This is a genomic window from Aquabacterium sp. (genome assembly GCF_035476535.1).
Lineage (GTDB): Bacteria > Pseudomonadota > Gammaproteobacteria > Burkholderiales > Burkholderiaceae_C > Pseudaquabacterium.
Genome location: NZ_DATILJ010000016.1, coordinates 1 through 20,692, shown reverse-complemented (window position 1 = coordinate 20,692; position 20,692 = coordinate 1). Strand labels below are relative to the sequence as shown.

Sequence of the window (20,692 nt, the reverse complement as noted above, 5' to 3'; positions counted from 1 at the left end):
ATTACTCGATCATCGGAACCCGTGCACGGCGACGATGCAAGCGTTACCATACACGATTGCTGCACTGCAGCATAATTGCGTCGTCGTCATGGCAGTCTCAACGGAGTGGTCCTGAAATGCTGTACCAGCTTTATGAAACCCAACGTGCGCTGATGGCGCCGTTTTCCGAGTTCGCCAGCGCGACGTCCAAGCTGTACAACCACCCCTTGTCGCCGTTCACGCACACGCCGATGGCGCAGCGCGTGTCGGCAGGCCTGGACCTGATGCACCGGCTGGCCAAGGACTACGAAAAGCCCGAGTTCGACATCCGCGGCGCGCTGGTCGACGGTGTCGAGGTGGCGGTGCAGGAGCAGGTGCCGATCAACAAGCCCTTCTGCCGGCTGCTGCGCTTCAAGCGCTTCACCGACAACGCGCCGGTGCTGGAGACGATGAAGAACCAGCCGACCGTGCTGGTCGTGGCACCGCTGTCAGGCCACCACAGCACGCTGCTGCGCGACACGGTGAAGATGCTGCTGGCCGACCACAAGGTGCTGATCACCGACTGGACCGACGCCCGCACCGTGCCGATCGAAGAAGGCAGCTTCCACCTGCACGACTACATCGCCTACATCCAGGAATTCATCCGCTACATCGGCCCCGAGGTCAACGTGATCTCGGTGTGCCAGCCGACCGTGCCGGTGCTGGCCGCCGTGTCGCTGATGGCCACGCATGGCGAATTCACGCCGCGCACGCTGACGATGATGGGTGGCCCGATCGACGCCCGCCGTTCGCCCACCGCGGTGAACAACCTGGCGATGAACAAGAGCTTCGAGTGGTTCGAGAACAACGTGATCTACCGCGTGCCGCCGAACTTCCCCGGCGCCGGCCGTCGCGTGTACCCGGGCTTCCTGCAGCACACCGGCTTCGTCGCGATGAACCCGGACCGCCACGTCAGCTCGCACTACGACTACTTCCTCGATCTGGTGCGCGGCGATGACGACAGCGCCGAATCGCACCGCCAGTTCTACGACGAGTACAACGCCGTGCTGGACATGCCGGCCGAGTACTACCTGGACACCATCAAGACGGTGTTCCAGGACTTCGCGCTGGTCAACGGCACCTGGGATGTCGACGGCACCATCGTGCAGCCGCAGGACATCACCACCAGCGCGATGATGACGGTGGAAGGTGAACTGGACGACATTTCCGGCGCCGGCCAGACCAAGGCCGCGCATGAGCTGTGCACCGGCATTCCCAAGGACCGCCAGTTCCACTACGACGTGGTCGGCGCGGGCCACTACGGCATCTTCTCGGGCCGCCGCTGGCGCGAAAAGGTGTACCCGGAGATCAAGGCCTTCATCCAGCGCTTCAACGCCGAAGAAGAACGCATCGACCTCGGCGCGCCCCAACCCGCGGCGCGCAAGCGCACGGCCCGCAGGGCCTGATCCGGCGCGGATAATCCCGGCGGTGACTGCCACCGCCGAATCTCCCGTTATCCTGCTCGCCGCGCGCATCGACGCGGCGCTGCCGCAGACCCAGTGCACACGCTGCGGCTACCCGGATTGCCGACACTACGCCGAAGCCATCGCGGCCGGTGAAGCCGGCATCAACCAATGCCCGCCCGGCGGCACCGAAGGCATCGTGCGGCTCGCGGAGATCACCGGCCGGCCGGTGCTGCCGCTGGATGAAAGCCATGGCCTCGAGGGCCCACTGACACTCGCGGTGATCGACGAAGCCTGGTGCATCGGCTGCACGCTGTGCATCAAGGCCTGCCCGGTGGATTGCATCATCGGCGCGCCGAAGCTGATGCACACCGTGATCGACGCGCTGTGCACCGGTTGCGAGCTGTGCGTACCAGTGTGTCCGGTCGACTGCATCGCGATGCAGCCTGTCAACACCGAACGCAGCGGCTGGGCAGCCTGGTCGCCCGCACAGGCGGACGCGTCGCGTGAACGTTATGCCTTTCACCAGCTGCGCCTGGAGCGCGACAAGCGCGAGAACGACGAACGCCTGGCCGCCAAGGCCAGGGCCAAATTGGCCGATCTGGAGAACCAGACCCGGCTGAGCGATCCCGATGCCATCAGCGCCAAGCGCGCGGTGATCGAGGCCGCGCTGGCCCGGGCACGCAAGCCGGCAGGTGAAGACTCATGAACGCTGCAGACATCGAATCCTTCTTCGCCACGCTGGCCGCGGCGAACCCGCAACCGGCCAGCGAGCTGGAATACACCAGCGTGTTCGAGCTGCTGGCGGCTGTGCTGCTGTCGGCGCAGGCCACCGATGTGGGCGTCAACAAGGCCACGCGCCGGCTGTTCCCGGTGGCCAACACGCCGCAGGCGCTGCTGGCGCTGGGCCATGAGCGCTTGTGCGAGCACATCCGCACGATCGGGCTGTACCGCAACAAGGCCAAGCACCTGCTGCAGACCTGCCAGATGCTGATCGACCGGCATGGTGGCCAGGTGCCGCGCAGCCGTGCCGCGCTGGAAGCCCTGCCCGGCGTCGGCCGCAAGACCGCGAACGTGGTCCTGAACGTGGCCTTCGGTGAACCGACGATGGCGGTTGACACGCACATCTTCCGCGTCAGCAACCGCAGCGGCCTGGCGCCGGGCAAGACACCGCTGCATGTCGAGCTGCAACTGGAGAAACGGGTGCCGGAGCGCTACCGCATCGAAGCCCACCATTGGTTGATCCTGCATGGGCGCTATGTTTGTGTCGCGCGCTCGCCCAAGTGCGGCATCTGCGCCGTGCGGCCGTGGTGCGACACCGGAAAGCAGCTCAAGCCATGAAGCTCGTGCGTTGGCTGTCGCTGCTGCTCGCCGCCTGCTCGGCAGGCACCACACCGGCCGCGCCGGTCAGCGTGCGTGACGACCTGGGCCAGGTGTTGACACTGCCGGCCCCGGCGCGCCGCGTGGTCACGCTGGCACCGCACCTGGCCGAACTGGTGTTTGCGGTGGGCGCCGGCGAGCGCCTGGTCGGCGTGATGCGCTACAGCGACCATCCGCCGCCGGTCACGCAACTGCCGATCGTCGGCGATGCGTTTGCGGTGAACCTGGAGGTCATCGCGACGCTGAAGCCCGAGCTGATCCTGATGTGGTCCAGCGGCGTCAACCCGCGCCAGCAGCAGCGCCTGCAGGCCCTGGGCCTGCCGACCTACGACAGCGAGATCGGCACGCTGGAGGGCCTGACTGAAACGCTGCGCCGGCTGGGCCGGCTGTTCGGCACCGAGGCGGTCGCCGAAGCCGCCGCCAAGGACACCGAGGCACGCTGGCAGGCCTTGCGCGCCCGCTACGCCCAACGCCCGCCGGTGCGGGTGTTCTACCAGTTGTGGCACGAGCCGCTGATGACGGTGAACCGGGCGCACCTGATCGACCAGGCGATCAGCGCCTGCGGCGGCGTCAACGTCTTCGCGCAGCAGCCGACGCTGACGCCGACGATCAGCTGGGAAGCCGCCGTGGCCGCGAACCCGCAGGTGGTGATCACCGGTGTCGCGCGCGACGAACCGGCGCGCCTGGAAACCTGGATGCGCTTCAGCCGCGTCGAGGCGGTGCGCCGCCGGCAGGTGATCGCCCTCGACGGCCATCTGCTGGCACGCATGACGCCGCGCTTCGTCGACGGTGCGCAGGCGCTGTGCGAAGCGATCGACCGGGCCCGCCCCTAGTATTCGAATGACACGGCCACCTACACGGCCACCCACACCCCGCCGGCTTCGCGCCAGGCACAGCCGTAGACCCGCTCGAGCACCGGCGCGCTGATCATCTGCGCGCAGCCGCCGGCCGACCAGCCGCCGTCGCCGTGCAGCGCCAGCACATGGGTGGCGGCGCGCAGGATCCAGTTCACGTCATGCGCGCTGGCCACCAGTGCGGCGCTGCCGTCGGCGCTGACGAGGCCTGAGAACCACTGCGCAATGCGCGCCTGGTGCGCGGGGTCCTGGAACGAGACGGGCTCGTCCATCAGCATCAGCGGCGCGCCCTGCAATGCACATTGCGCCAACGCGATGCGCTGGCGTTCGCCGCCCGAGAGCTGCATCACGCCGCGCTGCGCCAGGTGGGCCACATCCAGCTGCACCAGTGCCTGCTCCATCGTCAGGCGGCCCGGCCGCACGGTGGACAGCGCCAGCAGGCGCTGCACGCTGAGCGGAAACCGATCCACCAGGTGCTGCGGCGCATAAGCCCGGGCCCAGGCCGCATCGGCCGCCGCCCACGCGGTCTGCGGGCGGCCCAGCCAGTGCACCTCGCCCTGCCGTTCCGGCACGCCCAAGCCGGCCAGCGCACGCAGCAGCGTGCTCTTGCCAGCAGCGTTGCGCCCGATCACGCACCAACGCTCACCGGGCTGCACCTGCCAATCGAGTGCTCTGACGAGGCAACGCCCGGCGGCATGCAGGCTCAGCGCCCTTGCCTCGAGCAAGGGGGCGGCGGCACTCATCGCGGCCCCCGCATCAGCACCGCAATGAACAGCGGCGCGCCCACCAGCGACATCACCGCGCCCACCGGCAATTCCAGCGGCGCCACCACCGTGCGGGCCACCAGATCGGCCAGCGTCAACAGTGCCGCGCCGCCGACTGCACTCATCCAGGCCAGGTCGCGAGTGCGCTGCACGCCCAGCAGGCGCAGCGCCTGCGGCACGACCAGACCGACAAAGCCGATCGCGCCGGCGCTGGCCACCGCCATGCCGGCGGCCAGCGACGCGCTGACCAGCAGCGCCAGCCGCAGCCGGCGCACCGGCTCGCCGAGCAGCGCCGCCACCTCGCTGCCGAGCAGCAGGCGATCGATCGCCGTGTCGCGCCAGCTCAGGCCGATCACGAACAGCAGCGCCGCGGCACCACAGGCCGCGCCGCCCTGCGCGCCCGACAAGTCGCCGATCAGCCAGAAGATCGCACCGCGCAGCCGCTGGTCCGGCGTGATCGCCAGCAGCAGCGTCGCGATGGCGCCGCACAGCGACGCCAGCATCGCGCCGGTGAGCACCAGACGCGGCGAGGCGTCCTCGCCGGCGGCCAGCGCACTGCGTGTCAGCGCCAGCAGGGCCACGCCGGCAGCCAGCGCGCCCAGGCCGGCCCCCAGCCACAGGCTGCCGCCCATCATCAGGGTTAGCAAGGCCCCCACCGACGCACCGCCCGAAGTGCCCAGCACATAGGGGTCGGCCAGCGGATTGCGCAGCAGCACCTGCATGGCCAGGCCCGACAGCGCCAGCAGCGCGCCCACGCCGGCCGCGGCGCCGACACGCGGCGCACGCAGCTGCACGATCAGCTCACGATCGAAGCCCGCGCTGCCCAGCGCCAGCCCGGCCAGCAGCGCCGCCGCCAGCAGGCCCAGCAGGCCCGCCGACAAGGCAGCCAGTCGCGCGCCGGTCAGGCCCATGTCACCACGCGTTCAGTCAGAGCGGCAGGCGCCAACGCAGGCCGGCGAAGACGCCACGCGCCGGCTGGTTGTAGTACTGCGCCGTCTGGTAGTGCACATCGGCAACATTCTCGATGCGCGCGAACCATTGCAGGTCGCGCGACATGTCCCATTGCGCGGTGACATCGCCCACCGTGTAGGCCGGCAGCGTGACGCCGCCGCTGTCCGGCCGATCACCGGCATGGCGCAGCGCCAGGCCGACACGCCAGCCCTGCCCCAGGTCATGCGAGACGGCCAGCGAACCCAGCACATCGCTGCGGCGCAGGCGGCGCGCGCCCGTCACGTCGTCGATCGCACGTTGCGAGGTCAGGCTGCCGCGCAGGTCTGTGTTGCCAATGCGGCCGTTGTACGACAGCTCCAGCCCCTGGTTGCGCGTGCGGGCGACGTTCGCGAACGCGAAGGTCGCGTTGTCGTATTCGATCTCGTCGATGACGCGGGTGCGGAACAGCGTGGCGCGCAGGCGCTGGTTCGCCGTCGCCCATTGCAGGCCCAGCTCCGCCGTGCGGCTGAGTTCGGGCTTCAGTTCAGGGTTGCCGAAGTACGGCGCGTACAGGTAGCCCAGCGGCGCCACGCCGAAGGCATTGGCGACCTGGGCCGTGGCCTTCCAGGCCGGGGCGAACTGCCAGCCCCAGGCCAGGCTGCCGCTGCTGCGCGAACCGATCTGGTCGACATCGTCGTGGCGCAGGTTCAGCGCCAGATCGTGCGCGCCAATGCTGGCGCGTGCACCGCCAAACACCGCCCGCAGCGAGCGCGCATGCTGGTAGCCGCCGCCGAAGCCGTCATCCGCCGTGATGCGCTGGCGCTGGTAGTCCAGACCGCCGTTGACCAGCAGCGTCGGCGAAACCTTGACGCTGTTGTCCCAGTTCAGCGAATCGACCGTCGTGCGGTAAGCCGCGTGGTAGCCGAAGTCACCGCTGGTGTCGTCGAAGGTGTCCTCCCGCTGGCTCGACAGGCGCACGCGGCTGGACCAAGCGGCGGTGAGGCTGTTCTCGCTGCTCAGGTGCGCCAGATCCTTGCGCGTGCGGCTGCGCTGCGTGTCGGTGGGCGCGGAGAACCGGCTGTCGTAATCGAGCTTGCCGTCGCTGTGCACCCAGCCGGCGGCCAGGCTGTGCTCGGCGCTCAGCGCATGCCCCAGGTTCAGCGCAGCACTGGTGTTGCGGTAGCCGTCGCGGTCGGCGTTCACGGCGGGCAGCTGCTGCGCATCGAGCGCCGAATAACCGCGGTCCCGCTCGCCGGAAACGCCGAAGCTGGCGTGCGTCGCACCCCAGCGCTGCGTGGCCTGCGCCGAGCCGTGCACCAGGCCGCGCGAGCCGCCCTCGATACGCACGCTGGCCTGCGGCGTCGCCGACGCGCTGCGCGTGAAGACCTGGATCACGCCACCGATCGCACCCGCGCCATACAGCGCCGAGGCATTGCCACGCACGATCTCGATGCGGTCGACCTGGTCCAGCATCAGGTGTTCGATGCCGATCTGGCCGGTGGCGTCCTGGCGCGACAAGGGCACGCCGTCTACCAGTACCAGCACCTGCCGCGCTTGCGCGCCGCGCAGGAACAGCGAGGTGGCGGTGCCACGCGGCCCGTTGCTCGACAACTGCACGCCGGCCTCGGTGGCCAGCAGTGCGGCCAGGTCGACGGCCTGCGAAAGTTCGATGTCGGTACGGTTCAGTACCGTGGTGTGCGGCAAGGTATTGGTGAGCGCTTGCGACGTGCGGCCGGCGGTGACGACCACCGTCTGCGCTTCGTCGGCCAGCGAAGGGCCGGCAAAGATTGCGCCGAGTGCGGCCACGAGTGGGGCGGCGCGGTGCGCCAGGGAGTGATGAGGCATGGAGGTGAGGCAAACAACGAGGAACGCCTGCCCACGCTTCCCCGCGCGGGCATCGGCACTGCGGCTTCGCTCGCGGCATGGCCGCGGGCAAAGCCCCCTGTTGGCCGGTATCCGGGCTGGCGGAAACTACCCCCGTGGCCTTCCCGGTTGCCGTGGCAGCCAGTGGCTCAAAGACACAGGGGGCGGAGACAAGGGCGTCTCGTCCGCTTACCGTTGCGGGGGCAGCGCAGGTTGGTCCGCATCCGGGGGATGACGGCTCTCCTGCTTCCCGTTTAACCTGGCTGCAGCGAGTCGCAGCCAGAGCACCAACGGGCCCGATGCTACCAGTGCCGGCGAGCACAGCACGCAACACTGCCCCCTGCGGCCACGGCGCTGCGCAGGGGTCCGAAGCCTACAATCGCAGCCTCCTCAGAAGGCGGCGGGCGGCCCATGTCCAGATTCGATGAACTTGCCGAGCGCGTCGAACGCCTCGTGCTGCGGCACGAGGAGTTGAAGCGCACCAATGCATTGCTCGAGCAACAGCTGGCCACCGTGAGCCACGAGCGCGACAGCCTGCGCTCGCGCCTGCTGGCTGCGCGCACGCGCATCGACGCGCTGATCGAACGCATCCCGGCCGAGCAGGTGATTGCCGGCGAACCGGGTGAGCGCAAGGCATGAAGCAGATCGAAGCCACCATCCTCGGCCAGAGCTATGTGCTGGCCTGCCCACCCGGCGGCGAAGCCTTGCTGCTCGAAGCGGTGAACATCGTCGACCGCGAGATGAGCGCCATCCGCGACGCCGGCAAGGTCAAGGCCCGCGAACGCATGGCCGTTCTCGCGGCCTTGAACCTGGCCTACCAACGGGCCGAGTTGATGCAGTTGCCGGCGCCGGTCCCGGCACCGAATGGCAGCACGCGCGGCGCGTTCGACGCGCCGGCGGCGGATGTCGATGCACTGATCCGCCGCATCGATGCCGCACTCGGCGACGACGGTCTGCTGCTGTGAAGAAATGATCGCCGCAAGGCCGGCAAGCCGTGCTTAAAATGGCCCCGTCCGGAGTGTTCGCGTGGGTTTTATATTTCCTTGAACCGATGCTCAATGAGCCAGGGCTTGGAACATCGCCAGGCTGGCGTGATCGTCTCGCGTCAGATGAACCCAAAGCCTCGCTGACCTCGCCCACCTGAATCTGACCTTTAGGTTCAGGAATGCGGCCCACGGTGCGCTCCGGACACCCTTCTTCCTGCCCTGCTCCTCGGCTTTTCATCCCGCAACTGCTGCCCCCTCTCGATGACCAGCTACTGGCTGATGAAGAGCGAGCCTGAAGAGTGCTCGATCGACGATCTGGCCGCCGCGCCGAAGAAGACGGTGCCCTGGATCGGCGTGCGCAACTACCAGGCGCGCAACTTCATGCGCGATGGCATGCGCGTGGGCGATGGCGTGCTGTTCTACCACTCGTCCTGTGCCGAGCCGGGCGTTGCCGGACTCGCCGAAGTGGCCAGCGCCGCCTACACCGACGCAACGCAGTTCGACCCGACCAGCCCCTACTTCGATGCCAAGTCCAAACCCGATGCGCCGCGCTGGCTGCACGTGGACGTGAAGCTGCGCCGCAAGACGCGGCTGCTGTCGTTGCGCGAGATGCGCACGCTGCCGCCACTGGCCGGCATGCGTGTGCTGCAGGCGGGCAACCGGCTGTCGATCACGCCGGTGACGCCTGACGAATGGCGTGCCGTGTGCGAACTGCTCGGCGCGTGAATCGCGCCGGATGAGCCGGTTCACCGATGCGCAACTCGTCGGCGGCTCCTGCTGCCGGGCGGCAGGCACAGTCGGCTGTCCAGCCTCAGCCGAACCGGATGCTGGCCAGCGCCACCGAGTTGCCACCCCGGCGCCGCGCTGCGGTCAGCGCGGCTTCACATGCGGCGATCACGTCTTCCTGCGAATGGGCGGTGTGCGGATAGCTGGCGACACCCATCGACACGGTGAAGCCCACTTCCTGGCCGTCGAGCGCGATGATCTGCGTTGCGCACTGGCGACGCAGGCCTTCCATGCGTGAATGCGCGGTGGCCAGGCCCACGCCGGACAGCAGCACCGCGAAGCGCCGATCATCGATGCGGCAGGACGCATCCATCGCCCGCGTATTGCCGCGCAGCAGCCGGCCCATCGATTCATGGATGCGCTCCATCGCCCGCTCGCCGAAGGCGCGGGCCTTGTCGGTCAGCGGGTCGAGTTCCATGTAGACCAGCGCGAATTCGCGGTGTTCACGGGTGGACAGGTCGACCTCGCGGCGCATCTGGTCATCAAAATGCGCACGGGTCGACAGCCCCGTGGCCTGATCGCGCAAGCCCTGGTCGCCGAACTCGCGGCGCAGCGCCACGTTCGCCTTCTGCTGCTGCTCCAGCTGCTCGATCGCGGCCTTCAGCTGTACCTCACGCTGGCGCTGCGTGGACAAGTCCTGCCACACGCTGCAGAGCACACGACGACCCGCGGCCTGGCTGACCGAGCGCAGCACCGACCACTCGCGGCGTTCGCCCTGCCAATCGAATTTGTGATCGCTGGCCAGCGCACTGCCTTGCGCCAGGGCCGTCTGGTCCGCCGTGCGCAGCAAGCTGGCCAATGCGGCATCGATCAACTCCGCATCGTGGTGGCCCAGCACCTGTTCGGCCGGGCGACCCAGGAAGTCGGCCATCGACGCATTCACATACAGGTAGCGACCATCGGCGGCGTCCTTGGCGCTGACCATCCAGCCCTGCTGCGCCGCCAGGGCCAGCAGGGCTTGCCCCAGCGCATGGGACACCACCGACCCGGCCACAGCATCGGCCAGCACACCACCAGCGCCCTCGGCGGGCTGAGACAACAGATTCATCGGCTGGGCATGCACAAGCAAGTGGAGTGGTGGGGCTGGTGGGCCTGAAGGCCGGAACAGCAGGCCAGGAGGTCCGTCGCATTCTGGGCAGCGCTTGCTCTGCAGATCAAGCCAACGATTGCCAGTTCTCCCTAGGTTCGATCATACCTAGCCGGGTCGCCGCTTCCGGGTCAGCTCAGCAGCAGCTGCACACTGTGTTCGTACAGCGAGGTCAGCCGTTCGAAGCTTTGCAACAGGGCCTCGCTCTCCCGGGCCAGCACCAGGCGGCTGTCGCGCTGCTTGGCGTCGCGCATCCCGCCCAGCATGCGTTGCCACTGGCCACGGGCCACTGCCAGCGTGGCGCGGATCTCGTCGCTGGTCAGCGGCGCCTGCTCCAGTTGCAGCAGCGCGGCATCGAACTCCGCCACCGAGGCCCCTGCCGACAAGGCCTGCGCCTGCGCTGCGGCCTCGGGCAGCAAGCCGGCCAGCAGCGCCTGCTTGGCCAGGCGCTGGCACAGCATGCGCTGGCGGCCGCTGAGGTTCACCACCTGCAGGTTGCGGCGGCCGCTGGCGGCCTGCAGGCCGTCGGTCAGGCGCTGCGCGTCGTCTAGCAACTGCTGTGCAGCGGCATCAATGCCGGCCAGGTCGATGCTCGCGGCGGCGTCGGGCAGCTGCGCTCGCAGGGCTTGCCACGAAACCAGCGTCGCGGCGCGCAGCGGTTGCAGGCTGTCGTGAAGCGCCAGCGCCGCGAGCTGGTCGATGTTGGCCTGCGCGCGGCTGGCCGAATCACGCAGCAGGGTGTCGGCCAAGGCCCGGTCGACCCCGGCTTGCGTCAGCGCCAGGGCCTTGACGATGCGCTGCGAGAGCATGCGCAGCTGTCCGGCACGGTTCACCGCATCGGCTGCTTCGGCGGCCTCGATCAGCGCCCGCGAGACTTCGCCGACACGCAGATTGGCCTGCATCGACGCCGTTCGCAGCAGCGCAAAGGCATCGGGCTCGCTGAGCTGCTGCGCGCTCATCAGCATGCCCTTGGCGCGGTCGACCCACTTGCGTTCTTCCAGTCGCGCCAGAGCGCCCGCCAGTTCCCGCTGCTGGGTCTGCCGGACCTTGAACTGCGCCCGCACCAGCGGGCTGGCCAGCGCCAGCTGCGCAGCCGTGCAAGGCGCCGGCGCACAGTGCAACACGCCGGCGGCCAGGGCCGCTTCGGTCAGCTCGATGGCCATCGACTCGCAGAACAACATCACCGGCGCGGCAAACCCGGCCTGCATCAGCATCAGGCCGTCGACGAGCGTGACATCGATCACATCAGCTTGTACGACGACCAGTTCAGGTGCAAGCCGCACGGCTTCGCGCACCAAGTTGCGACACGCAACGGCACCCGCCACGCGCCACCCATCGTCGCGCAGGCGCTGTGCCAGGGCCTCGGCGAGGGCTTCTTCAGGGGCGGCAATCAACAGCGGCATCAGAGGGCAGACACGGTCACGGCAGGCGTCGATCGGCAAGCATAGGCCAGGATCACCGGCGCCGGGTCGCTTGGTCGGCACGCTTGTTGCGTAGCAGCAATCGCCGGGCGTAACGACGCGCTCGGGTCGGTTCCTCACCGACCGCAGCCTTCCCGCCGGCTGTGCCGCGATCCCCTGCCCGGGCCCTTGCGCCCACTGGCTCTTCGCCCCCAGCGCTGCTGGCATTCCCTTCGACGTTCGGCCCCTGGCCTCCCCTAGACACCCACCATGTCGTCATTCAAGAGCTTCCTGCGCGCCGGTCATGCCCCCACGCTGTTTGCGGCATTCCTGTACTTCGGCTTTTCGTGCTGCATCTGGGTGCTCAACGGCGCGATGGCGCCGTTCATCGGCGAGACCTACCAGCTCAGTCCGGCGCAGAAGGGCCTGATGCTGTCGGTGCCGATCATCGCCGGCGCGCTGATGCGCTTTCCGCTGGGCGTGCTGGCGCAGTACATCGGCCGCAAGAACGCCACGCTGGTCGAGATGGCGATGATCGCGGTGGCCATGCTGTTCGGCTTCTTCTTCGTCAACAGCTTCAATGACCTGCTGAAGATGGGCGTGCTGCTCGGCATCGCGGGCGCCAGTTTCGGCGTGGCGCTGAGCCTGGGTTCGGGCTCATTCCCGCCGCAGCACAAGGGGCTGGCCATGGGCCTGGTGGGCGCCGGCAATGTCGGCACCGCCGTGTCGGTGCTGGTGGCGCCGCCGCTGGCGATGTGGCTGGGCTGGCAGGCGGTGTATGCGGTGGCCGCGGTGGCGATCCTGATCCCGATGGTGGTAATGATCGTCTTCGCGCAGGAGCCGCCCGATGTCGACAGCCACGCCAGCTTCCGCTCGCACATCGCCTGCCTGTTCGAGAAGGACGGCTGGGCCTTCAGCCTGATCTACGGCATCACCTTCGGCGGCTTCATCGGGCTGACGACCTTCCTGCCCTCGTACTACTACGACCAGTTCGGCGTGAGCAAGGTGCAGGCCGGGCAGTTGACGATGCTGGCCGCCTTCATGGGCGCGGCGCTGCGCGTGGCCGGTGGCTGGATCTCCGACCGCTGGGGCGGCGTGAACACGCTGACCCTGGTGCTGGTGATGGTGGCCGTGTGCCTGGTGGCGGTGGCGTTTTCCAGCGGCTCGCTGGTCGGCACCACGCTGCTGCTGATGCTGTGCTTTGGCGCGCTGGGCGCCGGCAACGGCGCGCTGTTCCAACTGGTGCCGCTGCGCTGGCCGACGACCACCGCGGTGGCCGGCTCGATGATCGGTGAGATCGGTGCGCTGGGCGGTGGCCTGGTGCCGAACGCCATGGGCCTGTCCAAGCAATACCTCGGCACTTACGCGTGGGGCTTCGTTCTGTTCGCCGTGCTGTCGTTGGTGATGCTGGGCGTGATGATGTTCATGCAGATCCGCTGGACGCGGACCTGGGCCGAGCGTGGCGGGCGCGCCCGCACGACACCGGCACCCGCCGCCCCTGCGCCATCGTCGCTGCGAAAAGGGCGAGTGGCGTGAGACTGCGTGCCTGCTCAGCGCTGTCAGCGTGGCAAGAACAACAGCCACACGATGAGCAGCACATTCAGCCCCACCGACAGGGCCAGTGCGATCTTCCACATCGCAGCCGGGTCACGGTTGACCAGCGGCGTGGCGGGCGGCGCAGCCAGCGGGCGCGAGGCGCCGCGTTCCAGCGCCAGCAGCAGTTCCTCGGCCGTCTCGAAGCGCTGGCGGCGGTCGCGCGCCACGGCCTTCAGCACGACATGATCGAGCCAGATCGGCACCTCGGGCCGGATGCGCGAGGGCGGCACCGGATCTCGGCGGTAGCGCGCGGTCTGGTAGGGCTCGATCTCGCCGTACGGCAGCCGACCGGTCAGCCAGCGGTACAGCGTGACGCCCAGCGCGTAGAGGTCGCTCATCGCATCGGCCTGGCCGCCCTCTTCCCATTGTTCCGGGTTCATGAAGCTGGGCGTGCCGGCATGCAGGCTGCGCACCGAGCCGGGCTCATTGCCCGAAACGGCCACCCCCAGGTCCAGCAGGCGCCACTGGCCGTCGTCGGCGAGGTGCAGGTTGGCAGGCTTGACGTCGCGGTGGATCACTCGCTGGCGATGCAGCCGGCCGAGGGCCCGCGCCATCGCGATGGCGCCCTGCACCACCTCGTCCACGACGAAGCGCTTGTCGTCGGCCAGCTGCTGCTCGAGGGTGGCGCCACTGTGCCAGTCGAACACCACGTAAAAGGCCGTCGGCGCCCGCTGCGGCCGCACGCGCACGAAGCCTTGGGCCTGGCGTTCGGTGACGGTCTGGCCCAACCAGGCCTCGTGCGCCAGCATGCCGCGCTCTTCGGCGTCGCCGGCACGGCTTTCATGCAGGGTCTTGATGGCCACCAGTTCGCGCGTCGCGTTCTCGCGCGCCTGGTACAGCCGGTGCACGCCGGTGTCGGCCACCAGCGCGGTGATGGTGTAGCCATCGATGCCGTCGCCCACCTTCCAGCGCGGCGCGGCCGGCAGCTGCCGGCCCTGCAGCAGTGCGTCGTCCAGCCGCTGGCTGGCCAGGCCCTGCACCTGGATCACCAGGGCGGTGACGTTGTCACGGCTGCCGGCGGCCAGCGCGGCCTGCACGATGGCCTCGCTCACGCCCTGCGCCGGGCCGGTGGCGCCGAGCAGCTTGCTCAATGCGGCGGGCTTCAGCGCGCCGTGCACGCCATCGCTGCTGAGCAGCAGCACGTCGCCGATCTGCAGCGCGCCCTGGTGGAAATCCACCCGCACGGTGTCTTCCAGACCCAGTGCACGCGTCAACTGGCTGCGCAGGTCCGGATGGTCCAGCGCATGGTCCTGCGTCAGGCACAGCAGTTCACCATCGCGCAACAGCCAGGCCCGCGTGTCGCCGACATGCGCCACGGTCCAGGTCTGGCCCTGCAGCGCCAGCGCGGTCAGTGTGGTCAGGCCCGAGGCATCGTCGCTTCGCCTCTTGTTGTGATCAGCCAGCCAGGCGTTGTGCGCGCCGATGAGGCGATCCAGCGCCACGGTGGTCTCCCAGGTCGCCGGCACGGCATGGAAGTCATTCACCAACGAGATCACCGCGGTCTGCGCCGCGGCGCGGCCGTGGCCGCCGGCAGACACACCGTCGGCCACCGCGGCGATCAGCCCGCGCCCGGCTTCGTGCGCCGGCGCCTGCAGGGCCGCCGTGAAGTCTTCGTTGAATTCCCGTTGGCCGCGCTCGCTGCAGCGGCCGATATCGACATGAAAGCTCATAGGGCCGCGATTCTGGGCCCTGGGCGCACCTGTGCGCGCGTTGGCACCGCGATTGCTAGTCCTGACCCAGGTTCGACGGAGATCTGACGATGAAGAAAATGAAACTCGTGATGGTGGGCAACGGCATGGCCGGCGTGCGCACGATCGAAGAGCTGCTGAAGATCGCGCCCGAGCTGTACGACATCACCGTCTTCGGTGCCGAACCGCACCCGAACTACAACCGCATCCTGTTGAGCCCGGTACTCGCCGGCGAGCAGACGATCGACGAGATCATCCTGAACCCGGTGTCCTGGTACGCCGAAAACAACATCACCTTGCACCTGGGCAAGAAGGTGGTCAAGGTCGATCGCACCAAGCGCCTGGTGATCGCCGAAGACGGCACCAGCGCCGAGTACGACCGCCTGCTGATGGCCACCGGCTCCAACCCCTTCATCCTGCCGGTGCCGGGCAAGGACCTGGGCGGCGTGATCGCCTACCGCGACATCGCCGACACCAACACGATGATCGAGACCGCCAAGAGCTTCAAGCATGCGGTGGTCATCGGCGGCGGCCTGCTGGGCCTGGAAGCCGCCAACGGGCTGATGCTGCGCGGCATGCAGGTCACCGTGGTGCACATCATGCCCTGGCTGATGGAGCGCCAGCTCGATGATGTGGCGGCCAGGCTGCTGCAGAGATCGCTGGAAGACCGCGGCCTGAAGTTCATGATCGGCGCGCAGACCCAGGCGCTGATCGGCGACAAGGAAGAGGGCAAGGCCGGCCGCGTGATGGCCGTGCAATTCAAGGACGGCACCGAGATCCCGGCCGACCTGGTGGTGATGGCCGCCGGCATCCGCCCGAACACCACGCTGGCCGAGACCATGGGCTTGCACTGCAACCGCGGTATCGTCGTCAACGACACGCTGCAGACCACCACCGACCCGCGTATTTACGCCGTTGGCGAATGCGCCGCACACCGGGGCATCGCCTACGGCCTGGTGGCGCCGCTGTTCGAGCAGGGCAAGGTCTGCGCCACGCACCTGGCGCAGTTCGGCATCGGCCGCTACACCGGCAGCCAGACCTCGACCAAGCTCAAGGTCACCGGCATCGACCTGTTCTCCGCCGGCGACTTCATGGGCGGCGCCGATTGCGAAGAGATCGTGATGAGCGACCCCTTCGGCGGCGTCTACAAGAAGCTGGTGATCAAGAACGACCAGCTGATCGGCGCCTGCCTCTATGGCGACACGGTGGACGGCAGCTGGTACTTCAAGCTGCTGCGTGAAGGCCGCACGGTCAGCGACATCCGCGACAAGCTGATGTTCGGCGAATCGAACATCGGCGATGTCGGCCACGAAGGCCACAACCGGGCCGCGGCGATGGCCGATTCCGACGAGGTCTGCGGCTGCAACGGCGTCAACAAGGGCACCATCTGCAAGGCCATCAAGGACAAGGGCCTGTTCACCCTGGACGAGGTCCGCAAGCAGACCAAGGCCAGCGCGTCCTGCGGCTCCTGCACCGGCCTGGTCGAGCAGCTGCTGATGTTCACCGCCGGCGGCGACTACTCCGCCGCGCCGAAGAAGAAGGCCATGTGCGGCTGCACCGATGCCAGCCACAGTGAGGTACGGGAGGCCATCCGCAAGCCGCTGCCCGATGGCTCGAAGCTGCTGACCATCGATGGCGTCTACAGAACGATGGGCTGGCGCACGCCCAACGGCTGCTCCAGCTGCCGCCCGGCGATCAACTACTACCTGATCAGCACCTGGCCCAAGGAGGCCAAGGACGATCCGCAAAGCCGCTATATCAACGAGCGCAGCCACGCCAATATCCAGAAGGACGGGACCTACAGCGTCATCCCGCGCATGTGGGGCGGCGAGACCACGGCCGACGAGTTGCGCCGCATTGCCGACGCGGTGGACAAGTACAAGATCCCGACGGTCAAGGTCACCGGCGGCCAGCGCATCGACCTGCTGGGCGTGAAGAAGGAAGACCTGCAGGACGTCTGGAAGGACATCGGCATGCCATCGGGCCACGCCTACGCCAAGGCGCTGCGCACGGTGAAGACCTGTGTCGGCAGCGAGTGGTGCCGCTTCGGCACGCAAGACAGCACGCAGATGGGCAAGGACCTGGAACGCGCGCTGTGGCGCATGTACGCGCCGCACAAGGTCAAGCTCGCCGTCTCGGGCTGCCCGCGCAACTGCGCCGAGGCCGGCATCAAGGACGTGGGCGTGATCGGTGTGGACTCGGGCTGGGAAATCTATGTGGCCGGCAACGGCGGCATCAAGACCGAGGTCGCGCACTTCTTCTGCAAGCTCAAGACCGCCGCCGAGGTGCTGGAGTACAGCGGCGCCTTCCTGCAGATCTACCGCGAGGAAGGCTGGTACCTGGAGCGCACCTGCCACTACGTGAATCGCGTGGGCCTGGACTATGTGAAGAAGAAAATTCTGGACGACCACGAAGGCCGCAAGGCATTGTGGGAGCGCCTGCAGTTCAGCCTGGACGGCGAGCCCGATCCGTGGTTCGAATTCGACAAGGCATCGGTGGATACGCGGCAGTTCGCAAAGCTGGAAACGGCCTGACCCGAGGAGACGACAAATGAGTGAATGGAAAGTGATCTGCCGCGTGGACGACATCCCGGTGCTCGGTTCGCGCCGCGTGGCGCGCCCCAATGGCATGGACGTGGCCGTGTTCCGCAACGACGAGAACCAGGTGTTCGCCCTGCTCGACCGCTGCCCGCACAAGGGCGGGCCGCTGAGCCAGGGCATCGTGTTCGGCACCAGCGTGGCCTGCCCGCTGCACAACTGGACCATCGGCCTGGCCGACGGTTGCGCCAAGTCGCCCGACGAGGGCTGCACGCAGAAGTTCAGCGTGCAGGTGGCGGATGGCCAGGTGCATCTGGACCAGGGCGAACTCGACACGCTGGCGCTCGACGCGCCGCGGCCTGTCGCGGGTCCGGCCGGCAAGGAGCTGGCCAGCGCATGACCGCAAGGGAAATCCGCGCACACCATGGCTGAAACCAAATCCACCTGCCCCTACTGCGGCGTTGGCTGTGGCGTGGTCATCGCGTCCGAAGGCGACCAGATCACCGGCGTGCGCGGCGACCCGGACCATCCGGCCAATTTCGGCCGGCTGTGCACCAAGGGCTCGACCCTGCATCTCACGGCCTCGGCGCCGGTGACGCTGCAAACGCGGCTGCTGCATCCGATGCGGCGTGCGCAGCGCACCGAAAAACCTACGCGCATCTCGTGGGACGATGCGCTGGGCAGTGCTTCGGACAAGTTCGCCGGCATCATCCAGCGCCACGGCCCGGACGCCGTGGGCTTCTACATTTCCGGCCAGCTGCTCACCGAGGACTACTACGTCTTCAACAAGCTGGCCAAGGGCCTGATCGGCACCAACAACGTCGACACCAACTCGCGCCTGTGCATGAGCAGCGCGGTGGCCGGCTACAAGCTCACGCTGGGCGCCGACGCGCCGCCGGCCTGCTATGACGACGTGAAGCATGCGCAGTGCATCTTCATCGTGGGCAGCAACACGGCCTATGCGCACCCCATCCTGTTCCGGCGGATCGAGGATGCGAAGGCTTCGAACCCGCAGCTCAAGATCATCTTTTGCGATCCGCGCCGCACTGACACGGCCGAGATCGCCGACCTGTACTTGGCCGTCCAGCCCGGCACCGACGTGATGCTGTTCAACGGCATGCTGCACATCATGCTCTGGGAAGGCTGGGTGCGCCACGACTACATCAACGCCCATACGACGGGTTTTGACGAGCTCAAGGCGACGGTGCGCGACTGCACGCCGGACCTCGTGGCCCAGATCTGCGGCATCAGGAAAGAAGACCTGTTCGCGGCGGCGAAGATGTTCGCCACCTCGCAAGCCACGCTGAGCCTGTACTGCCAGGGCCTGAACCAGTCCACCAGCGGCACCGCGAAGAACGCGGCATTGATCAACCTGCACCTGGCCAGCGGCCAGATCGGCAAGCCGGGCGCCGGCCCGTTCTCCCTCACCGGCCAGCCCAATGCCATGGGCGGGCGCGAAGTGGGCGGCCTGGCCAACCTGCTGTCCGCGCACCGCGACATGGCCAACCCGCAGCACCGTGCCGAAGTGGCTGCCCTCTGGGGTGTGCCCTCGGTGCCGGAGAAGCCCGGCAAGACGGCCGTGGAAATGTTCCAGGCAGCGGCCGACGGCGAGATCAAGGCGCTGTGGATAGCCTGCACCAACCCGGCCCAGTCCATGCCCGATCAGACCACGGTGCGCCGGGCGCTGGAGCGTGCGGAATTCGTGGTGGTGCAGGAGGCGTTTGCCACTACCTCAAGTTGCGCCTATGCCGACTTGCTATTGCCCGCCACCACCTGGGGCGAGAAGACCGGCACCGTCACCAACAGCGAACGCCGCATCAGCCGCGTGCGCCCGGCTGTGCCCAAGCCCGCCGGCACACGCCACGACTGGGCGATCGCAACGGAATTCGCGCAGCGGCTTGAAGCCGTGCTGCGGCCGGGCCTGCCGACGCTGTTCCCCTATTCGCTGAGCGACGAAGCCGCAGCGGTGGAGACGGTTTGGAACGAGCATCGCGAATCGACCCGCGGCCGCGACCTCGACATCACTGGCATGAGCTATGCCCTGCTGGAAGCCAGCCCCCTGCAATGGCCCCTGCCCTCGGGCCAGACCGTAGGCAAGGCACGCCTGTATGAAGACGGCGTGTTCCCCACGCCAGACGGCAAGGCGCGCTTTGCCAACACCGTGTACAAGCCCGTGTCCGAGCCGCGCGAATCGCGCTATCCGTTCTCGCTGACCACCGGCCGCCTGCGCGACCAATGGCACGGCATGAGCCGCACCGGCACCGTGGGGCGCCTGTTTGGCCATGCGGCGGAACCTTCGATCCAGATGAACCCGCAGGACATGGCGCGGCGCCTGCTCAAGCAGGGCGACCTGGTGCATGTCACGAGCAAGCGCGGCTCCATCGTGGTGCCGGTGGAAGCCAGCAACGAAGTCGGCGTGAGCCAGGCGTTCATGGCCATGCACTGGGGCAGCGAATATCTAAGCGGTTGCTCCAGCACCGGCGAACGCCTGGCCGGTGTGAACGCGATCACCACCTCGGCCTATTGCCCCAGCTCCAAGCAACCGGAACTCAAGCATGCGGCGGTGAAGATTCTCAAGGCCGAGCTACCCTGGTCGCTGCTGGGCGTGGCCTGGCTGGCCGAAGATGAAGCCCTGGCAGTGCGCGAGGAACTGCGCGAGATCATGGCGCTGTTTCCGTTCGCCAGCTGTGTACCGTTTTCCAGCAATACGCCGCTTGCCGGCGCAAAAGGCAGCGCGCGCACCGGCGTGCTGCTGCGGGCCGCGGCGTATGAGCCGCCGCCCGACGCGTTGGTGCAGCGCATCGAAACCCTGCTGGGCGTGGCCGGCAGCGACGCGCTGCGCTATGCCGACAAGAAAAAAGGCCAGCACCGGGCGATGCGCCTGATTCGGGTCGGCGACGCCGCGCACCTCGATGGCTTTGTGCTGGCCGGAGACACCAGCGCCGAAGCCTGGATCAAGACCTTGCTGCAAGACGAGTTGCCGGCCCAGGCCTATGGCCGCCTGCTGCTGGTGCCCAGTGCCAAGGCACCGGTGGCGATCCAGTCGCGCGGCAAGCAGGTGTGCACTTGCTTCAATGTGACCGATGCGGCGATCCAGGAGCAACTGGCCACCTCGCGCGGAAACGAGGAGCAACGCCTGGCCACGCTGCAAACGGCGTTGAAGTGCGGCACCAACTGCGGCTCGTGCGTGCCCGAACTCAAGCGCATGGTGCGTATCGTCATGCCACTCAAGCAGATGGCCTGACGACTTCATTCGGCTTATAAGCTGAAGTCATCAAGCTTCGCGGAAAATGGCGCCATGGGCATCAGTCAGTACATCAAGGTCATCGGCCGCGGCAAGCAGGGCGCGCGCGCGCTGAACCGCGAGCAAGCCACCGACCTGTTCGGCCAGGTGCTGGAC

17 protein-coding genes, 1 other RNA gene, 1 pseudogene and 1 riboswitch are annotated in these 20,692 nt (G+C 68.0%); of the genes and pseudogenes, 13 read left to right on the top strand and 6 right to left on the bottom strand.

What is annotated here, in order from left to right:
• Nucleotides 1-116 precede the first annotated feature (116 nt).
• Genes VLK61_RS01645 through VLK61_RS01630 form a run of 4 tightly spaced genes read left to right on the top strand, consistent with a single transcriptional unit; the run spans nucleotide 117 to nucleotide 3,634 of the window.
• Nucleotides 117-1,424, top strand: coding sequence for a polyhydroxyalkanoate depolymerase (locus VLK61_RS01645; protein ID WP_325417613.1), 1,308 nt, complete (start codon nucleotides 117-119; stop codon nucleotides 1,422-1,424).
• Between the two features lie 13 nt (nucleotides 1,425-1,437).
• Nucleotides 1,438-2,130 (top strand): electron transport complex subunit RsxB, encoded by a 693-nt coding sequence (gene rsxB, locus VLK61_RS01640; RefSeq protein ID WP_414636749.1) that lies wholly within the window; start codon nucleotides 1,438-1,440, stop codon nucleotides 2,128-2,130.
• Nucleotides 2,127-2,762 carry an endonuclease III gene (gene nth / locus VLK61_RS01635; protein WP_325417609.1) on the top strand — a complete coding sequence of 212 codons (636 nt, stop codon included), beginning with the start codon at nucleotides 2,127-2,129 and terminating at the stop codon, nucleotides 2,760-2,762. The genes rsxB and nth overlap by 4 nt, the downstream gene beginning before the upstream one ends.
• The gene (locus tag VLK61_RS01630; protein WP_325417607.1) at nucleotides 2,759-3,634 is read left to right on the top strand and encodes a cobalamin-binding protein; all 876 of its coding nucleotides are present in this window, start codon (nucleotides 2,759-2,761) and stop codon (nucleotides 3,632-3,634) included. The genes nth and VLK61_RS01630 overlap by 4 nt, the downstream gene beginning before the upstream one ends.
• Before the next feature lie 20 nt (nucleotides 3,635-3,654).
• Here the strand turns inward: VLK61_RS01630 and VLK61_RS01625 are convergent, their stop codons facing one another.
• The 3 genes from VLK61_RS01625 to VLK61_RS01615 are packed head-to-tail and all read right to left on the bottom strand — an operon-like array spanning nucleotide 3,655 to nucleotide 7,194.
• Entirely contained in the window at nucleotides 3,655-4,398 is a 744-nt protein-coding gene (locus tag VLK61_RS01625) for an ABC transporter ATP-binding protein (RefSeq protein WP_325417605.1), read from the bottom strand.
• Complete coding sequence (locus VLK61_RS01620; protein ID WP_414636741.1) at nucleotides 4,395-5,330, bottom strand: FecCD family ABC transporter permease; 936 nt, start codon at nucleotides 5,328-5,330, stop codon at nucleotides 4,395-4,397. Before VLK61_RS01620 ends, VLK61_RS01625 begins: the two co-directional genes overlap by 4 nt.
• Before the next feature lie 16 nt (nucleotides 5,331-5,346).
• Nucleotides 5,347-7,194: a TonB-dependent receptor domain-containing protein gene (locus VLK61_RS01615; RefSeq protein WP_325417603.1), complete on the bottom strand. Its 1,848-nt coding sequence runs from the start codon at nucleotides 7,192-7,194 to the stop codon at nucleotides 5,347-5,349.
• Between the two features lie 85 nt (nucleotides 7,195-7,279).
• Nucleotides 7,280-7,517, bottom strand: a riboswitch (cobalamin riboswitch).
• A 106-nt stretch (nucleotides 7,518-7,623) separates the two neighbouring features.
• Here VLK61_RS01615 and VLK61_RS01610 point away from each other — a divergent pair.
• The 4 genes from VLK61_RS01610 to VLK61_RS01600 all read left to right on the top strand — a co-directional run bounded on the left by VLK61_RS01610 (nucleotide 7,624) and on the right by VLK61_RS01600 (nucleotide 8,924).
• Complete coding sequence (locus VLK61_RS01610) at nucleotides 7,624-7,851, top strand: DUF904 domain-containing protein (protein WP_325417601.1); 228 nt, start codon at nucleotides 7,624-7,626, stop codon at nucleotides 7,849-7,851.
• A complete protein-coding gene (locus tag VLK61_RS01605; RefSeq protein WP_325417599.1) occupies nucleotides 7,848-8,177 on the top strand; it encodes a cell division protein ZapA in 330 nt (109 codons plus the stop codon). The genes VLK61_RS01610 and VLK61_RS01605 overlap by 4 nt, the downstream gene beginning before the upstream one ends.
• 44 nt (nucleotides 8,178-8,221) lie before the next feature.
• A non-coding RNA gene (gene ssrS, locus VLK61_RS32305) (6S RNA) lies at nucleotides 8,222-8,405 on the top strand.
• A 54-nt stretch (nucleotides 8,406-8,459) separates the two neighbouring features.
• The gene (locus tag VLK61_RS01600) at nucleotides 8,460-8,924 is read left to right on the top strand and encodes an EVE domain-containing protein (RefSeq protein ID WP_325417597.1); all 465 of its coding nucleotides are present in this window, start codon (nucleotides 8,460-8,462) and stop codon (nucleotides 8,922-8,924) included.
• Nucleotides 8,925-9,009: 85 nt separating this feature from the next.
• On the opposite strand, the gene VLK61_RS01595 is transcribed toward VLK61_RS01600, so the two are convergent.
• Nucleotides 9,010-10,032, bottom strand: a complete 1,023-nt coding sequence (locus tag VLK61_RS01595; protein ID WP_325417595.1) for a GGDEF domain-containing protein — start codon at nucleotides 10,030-10,032, stop codon at nucleotides 9,010-9,012.
• 170 nt (nucleotides 10,033-10,202) lie between these two features.
• Nucleotides 10,203-11,474: an ANTAR domain-containing protein gene (locus VLK61_RS01590; protein ID WP_325417593.1), complete on the bottom strand. Its 1,272-nt coding sequence runs from the start codon at nucleotides 11,472-11,474 to the stop codon at nucleotides 10,203-10,205.
• A gap of 267 nt (nucleotides 11,475-11,741) precedes the next feature.
• On the opposite strand from VLK61_RS01590, the gene VLK61_RS01585 reads away from it, so the two are divergent.
• On the top strand, nucleotides 11,742-13,007 hold the full coding sequence (locus tag VLK61_RS01585; protein WP_325417591.1) for an MFS transporter: 1,266 nt from the start codon (nucleotides 11,742-11,744) through the stop codon (nucleotides 13,005-13,007).
• Between the two features lie 23 nt (nucleotides 13,008-13,030).
• Here the strand turns inward: VLK61_RS01585 and VLK61_RS01580 are convergent, their stop codons facing one another.
• Nucleotides 13,031-14,737: a bifunctional protein-serine/threonine kinase/phosphatase gene (locus tag VLK61_RS01580; RefSeq protein WP_325417589.1), complete on the bottom strand. Its 1,707-nt coding sequence runs from the start codon at nucleotides 14,735-14,737 to the stop codon at nucleotides 13,031-13,033.
• Between the two features lie 89 nt (nucleotides 14,738-14,826).
• Here VLK61_RS01580 and nirB point away from each other — a divergent pair, with 89 nt between their 5' ends.
• The 4 genes and pseudogenes from nirB to VLK61_RS01560 form a co-directional block, all read left to right on the top strand.
• Nucleotides 14,827-17,289 carry a nitrite reductase large subunit NirB gene (gene nirB, locus VLK61_RS01575; RefSeq protein WP_325417587.1) on the top strand — a complete coding sequence of 821 codons (2,463 nt, stop codon included), beginning with the start codon at nucleotides 14,827-14,829 and terminating at the stop codon, nucleotides 17,287-17,289.
• Nucleotides 17,290-17,305: 16 nt separating this feature from the next.
• Nucleotides 17,306-17,692: a nitrite reductase small subunit NirD gene (gene nirD, locus VLK61_RS01570; RefSeq protein ID WP_325417585.1), complete on the top strand. Its 387-nt coding sequence runs from the start codon at nucleotides 17,306-17,308 to the stop codon at nucleotides 17,690-17,692.
• Nucleotides 17,693-17,716: 24 nt separating this feature from the next.
• Nucleotides 17,717-20,536 (top strand): molybdopterin-dependent oxidoreductase, encoded by a 2,820-nt coding sequence (locus tag VLK61_RS01565; RefSeq protein ID WP_325417583.1) that lies wholly within the window; start codon nucleotides 17,717-17,719, stop codon nucleotides 20,534-20,536.
• Nucleotides 20,537-20,590: 54 nt separating this feature from the next.
• Nucleotides 20,591-20,692, top strand: a pseudogene (locus VLK61_RS01560) (DNA-binding protein YbiB); the annotation flags it as partial.

What these genes read in the sequence shown, in the direction of transcription:
- VLK61_RS01645 (WP_325417613.1), top strand. Translation starts at nt 117, where the DNA reads ATGCTGTACCAGCTTTATGAAACCCAACGTGCGCTGATGGCGCCGTTT.
- nth (WP_325417609.1), top strand. Translation starts at nt 2,127, where the DNA reads ATGAACGCTGCAGACATCGAATCCTTCTTCGCCACGCTGGCCGCGGCG.
- VLK61_RS01630 (WP_325417607.1), top strand. Translation starts at nt 2,759, where the DNA reads ATGAAGCTCGTGCGTTGGCTGTCGCTGCTGCTCGCCGCCTGCTCGGCA.
- VLK61_RS01625 (WP_325417605.1), bottom strand. Translation starts at nt 4,398, where the DNA reads ATGAGTGCCGCCGCCCCCTTGCTCGAGGCAAGGGCGCTGAGCCTGCAT.
- VLK61_RS01620 (WP_414636741.1), bottom strand. Translation starts at nt 5,330, where the DNA reads ATGGGCCTGACCGGCGCGCGACTGGCTGCCTTGTCGGCGGGCCTGCTG.
- VLK61_RS01615 (WP_325417603.1), bottom strand. Translation starts at nt 7,194, where the DNA reads ATGCCTCATCACTCCCTGGCGCACCGCGCCGCCCCACTCGTGGCCGCA.
- VLK61_RS01610 (WP_325417601.1), top strand. Translation starts at nt 7,624, where the DNA reads ATGTCCAGATTCGATGAACTTGCCGAGCGCGTCGAACGCCTCGTGCTG.
- VLK61_RS01605 (WP_325417599.1), top strand. Translation starts at nt 7,848, where the DNA reads ATGAAGCAGATCGAAGCCACCATCCTCGGCCAGAGCTATGTGCTGGCC.
- VLK61_RS01600 (WP_325417597.1), top strand. Translation starts at nt 8,460, where the DNA reads ATGACCAGCTACTGGCTGATGAAGAGCGAGCCTGAAGAGTGCTCGATC.
- VLK61_RS01595 (WP_325417595.1), bottom strand. Translation starts at nt 10,032, where the DNA reads ATGAATCTGTTGTCTCAGCCCGCCGAGGGCGCTGGTGGTGTGCTGGCC.
- VLK61_RS01590 (WP_325417593.1), bottom strand. Translation starts at nt 11,474, where the DNA reads ATGCCGCTGTTGATTGCCGCCCCTGAAGAAGCCCTCGCCGAGGCCCTG.
- VLK61_RS01585 (WP_325417591.1), top strand. Translation starts at nt 11,742, where the DNA reads ATGTCGTCATTCAAGAGCTTCCTGCGCGCCGGTCATGCCCCCACGCTG.
- VLK61_RS01580 (WP_325417589.1), bottom strand. Translation starts at nt 14,737, where the DNA reads ATGAGCTTTCATGTCGATATCGGCCGCTGCAGCGAGCGCGGCCAACGG.
- nirB (WP_325417587.1), top strand. Translation starts at nt 14,827, where the DNA reads ATGAAGAAAATGAAACTCGTGATGGTGGGCAACGGCATGGCCGGCGTG.
- nirD (WP_325417585.1), top strand. Translation starts at nt 17,306, where the DNA reads ATGAGTGAATGGAAAGTGATCTGCCGCGTGGACGACATCCCGGTGCTC.
- VLK61_RS01565 (WP_325417583.1), top strand. Translation starts at nt 17,717, where the DNA reads ATGGCTGAAACCAAATCCACCTGCCCCTACTGCGGCGTTGGCTGTGGC.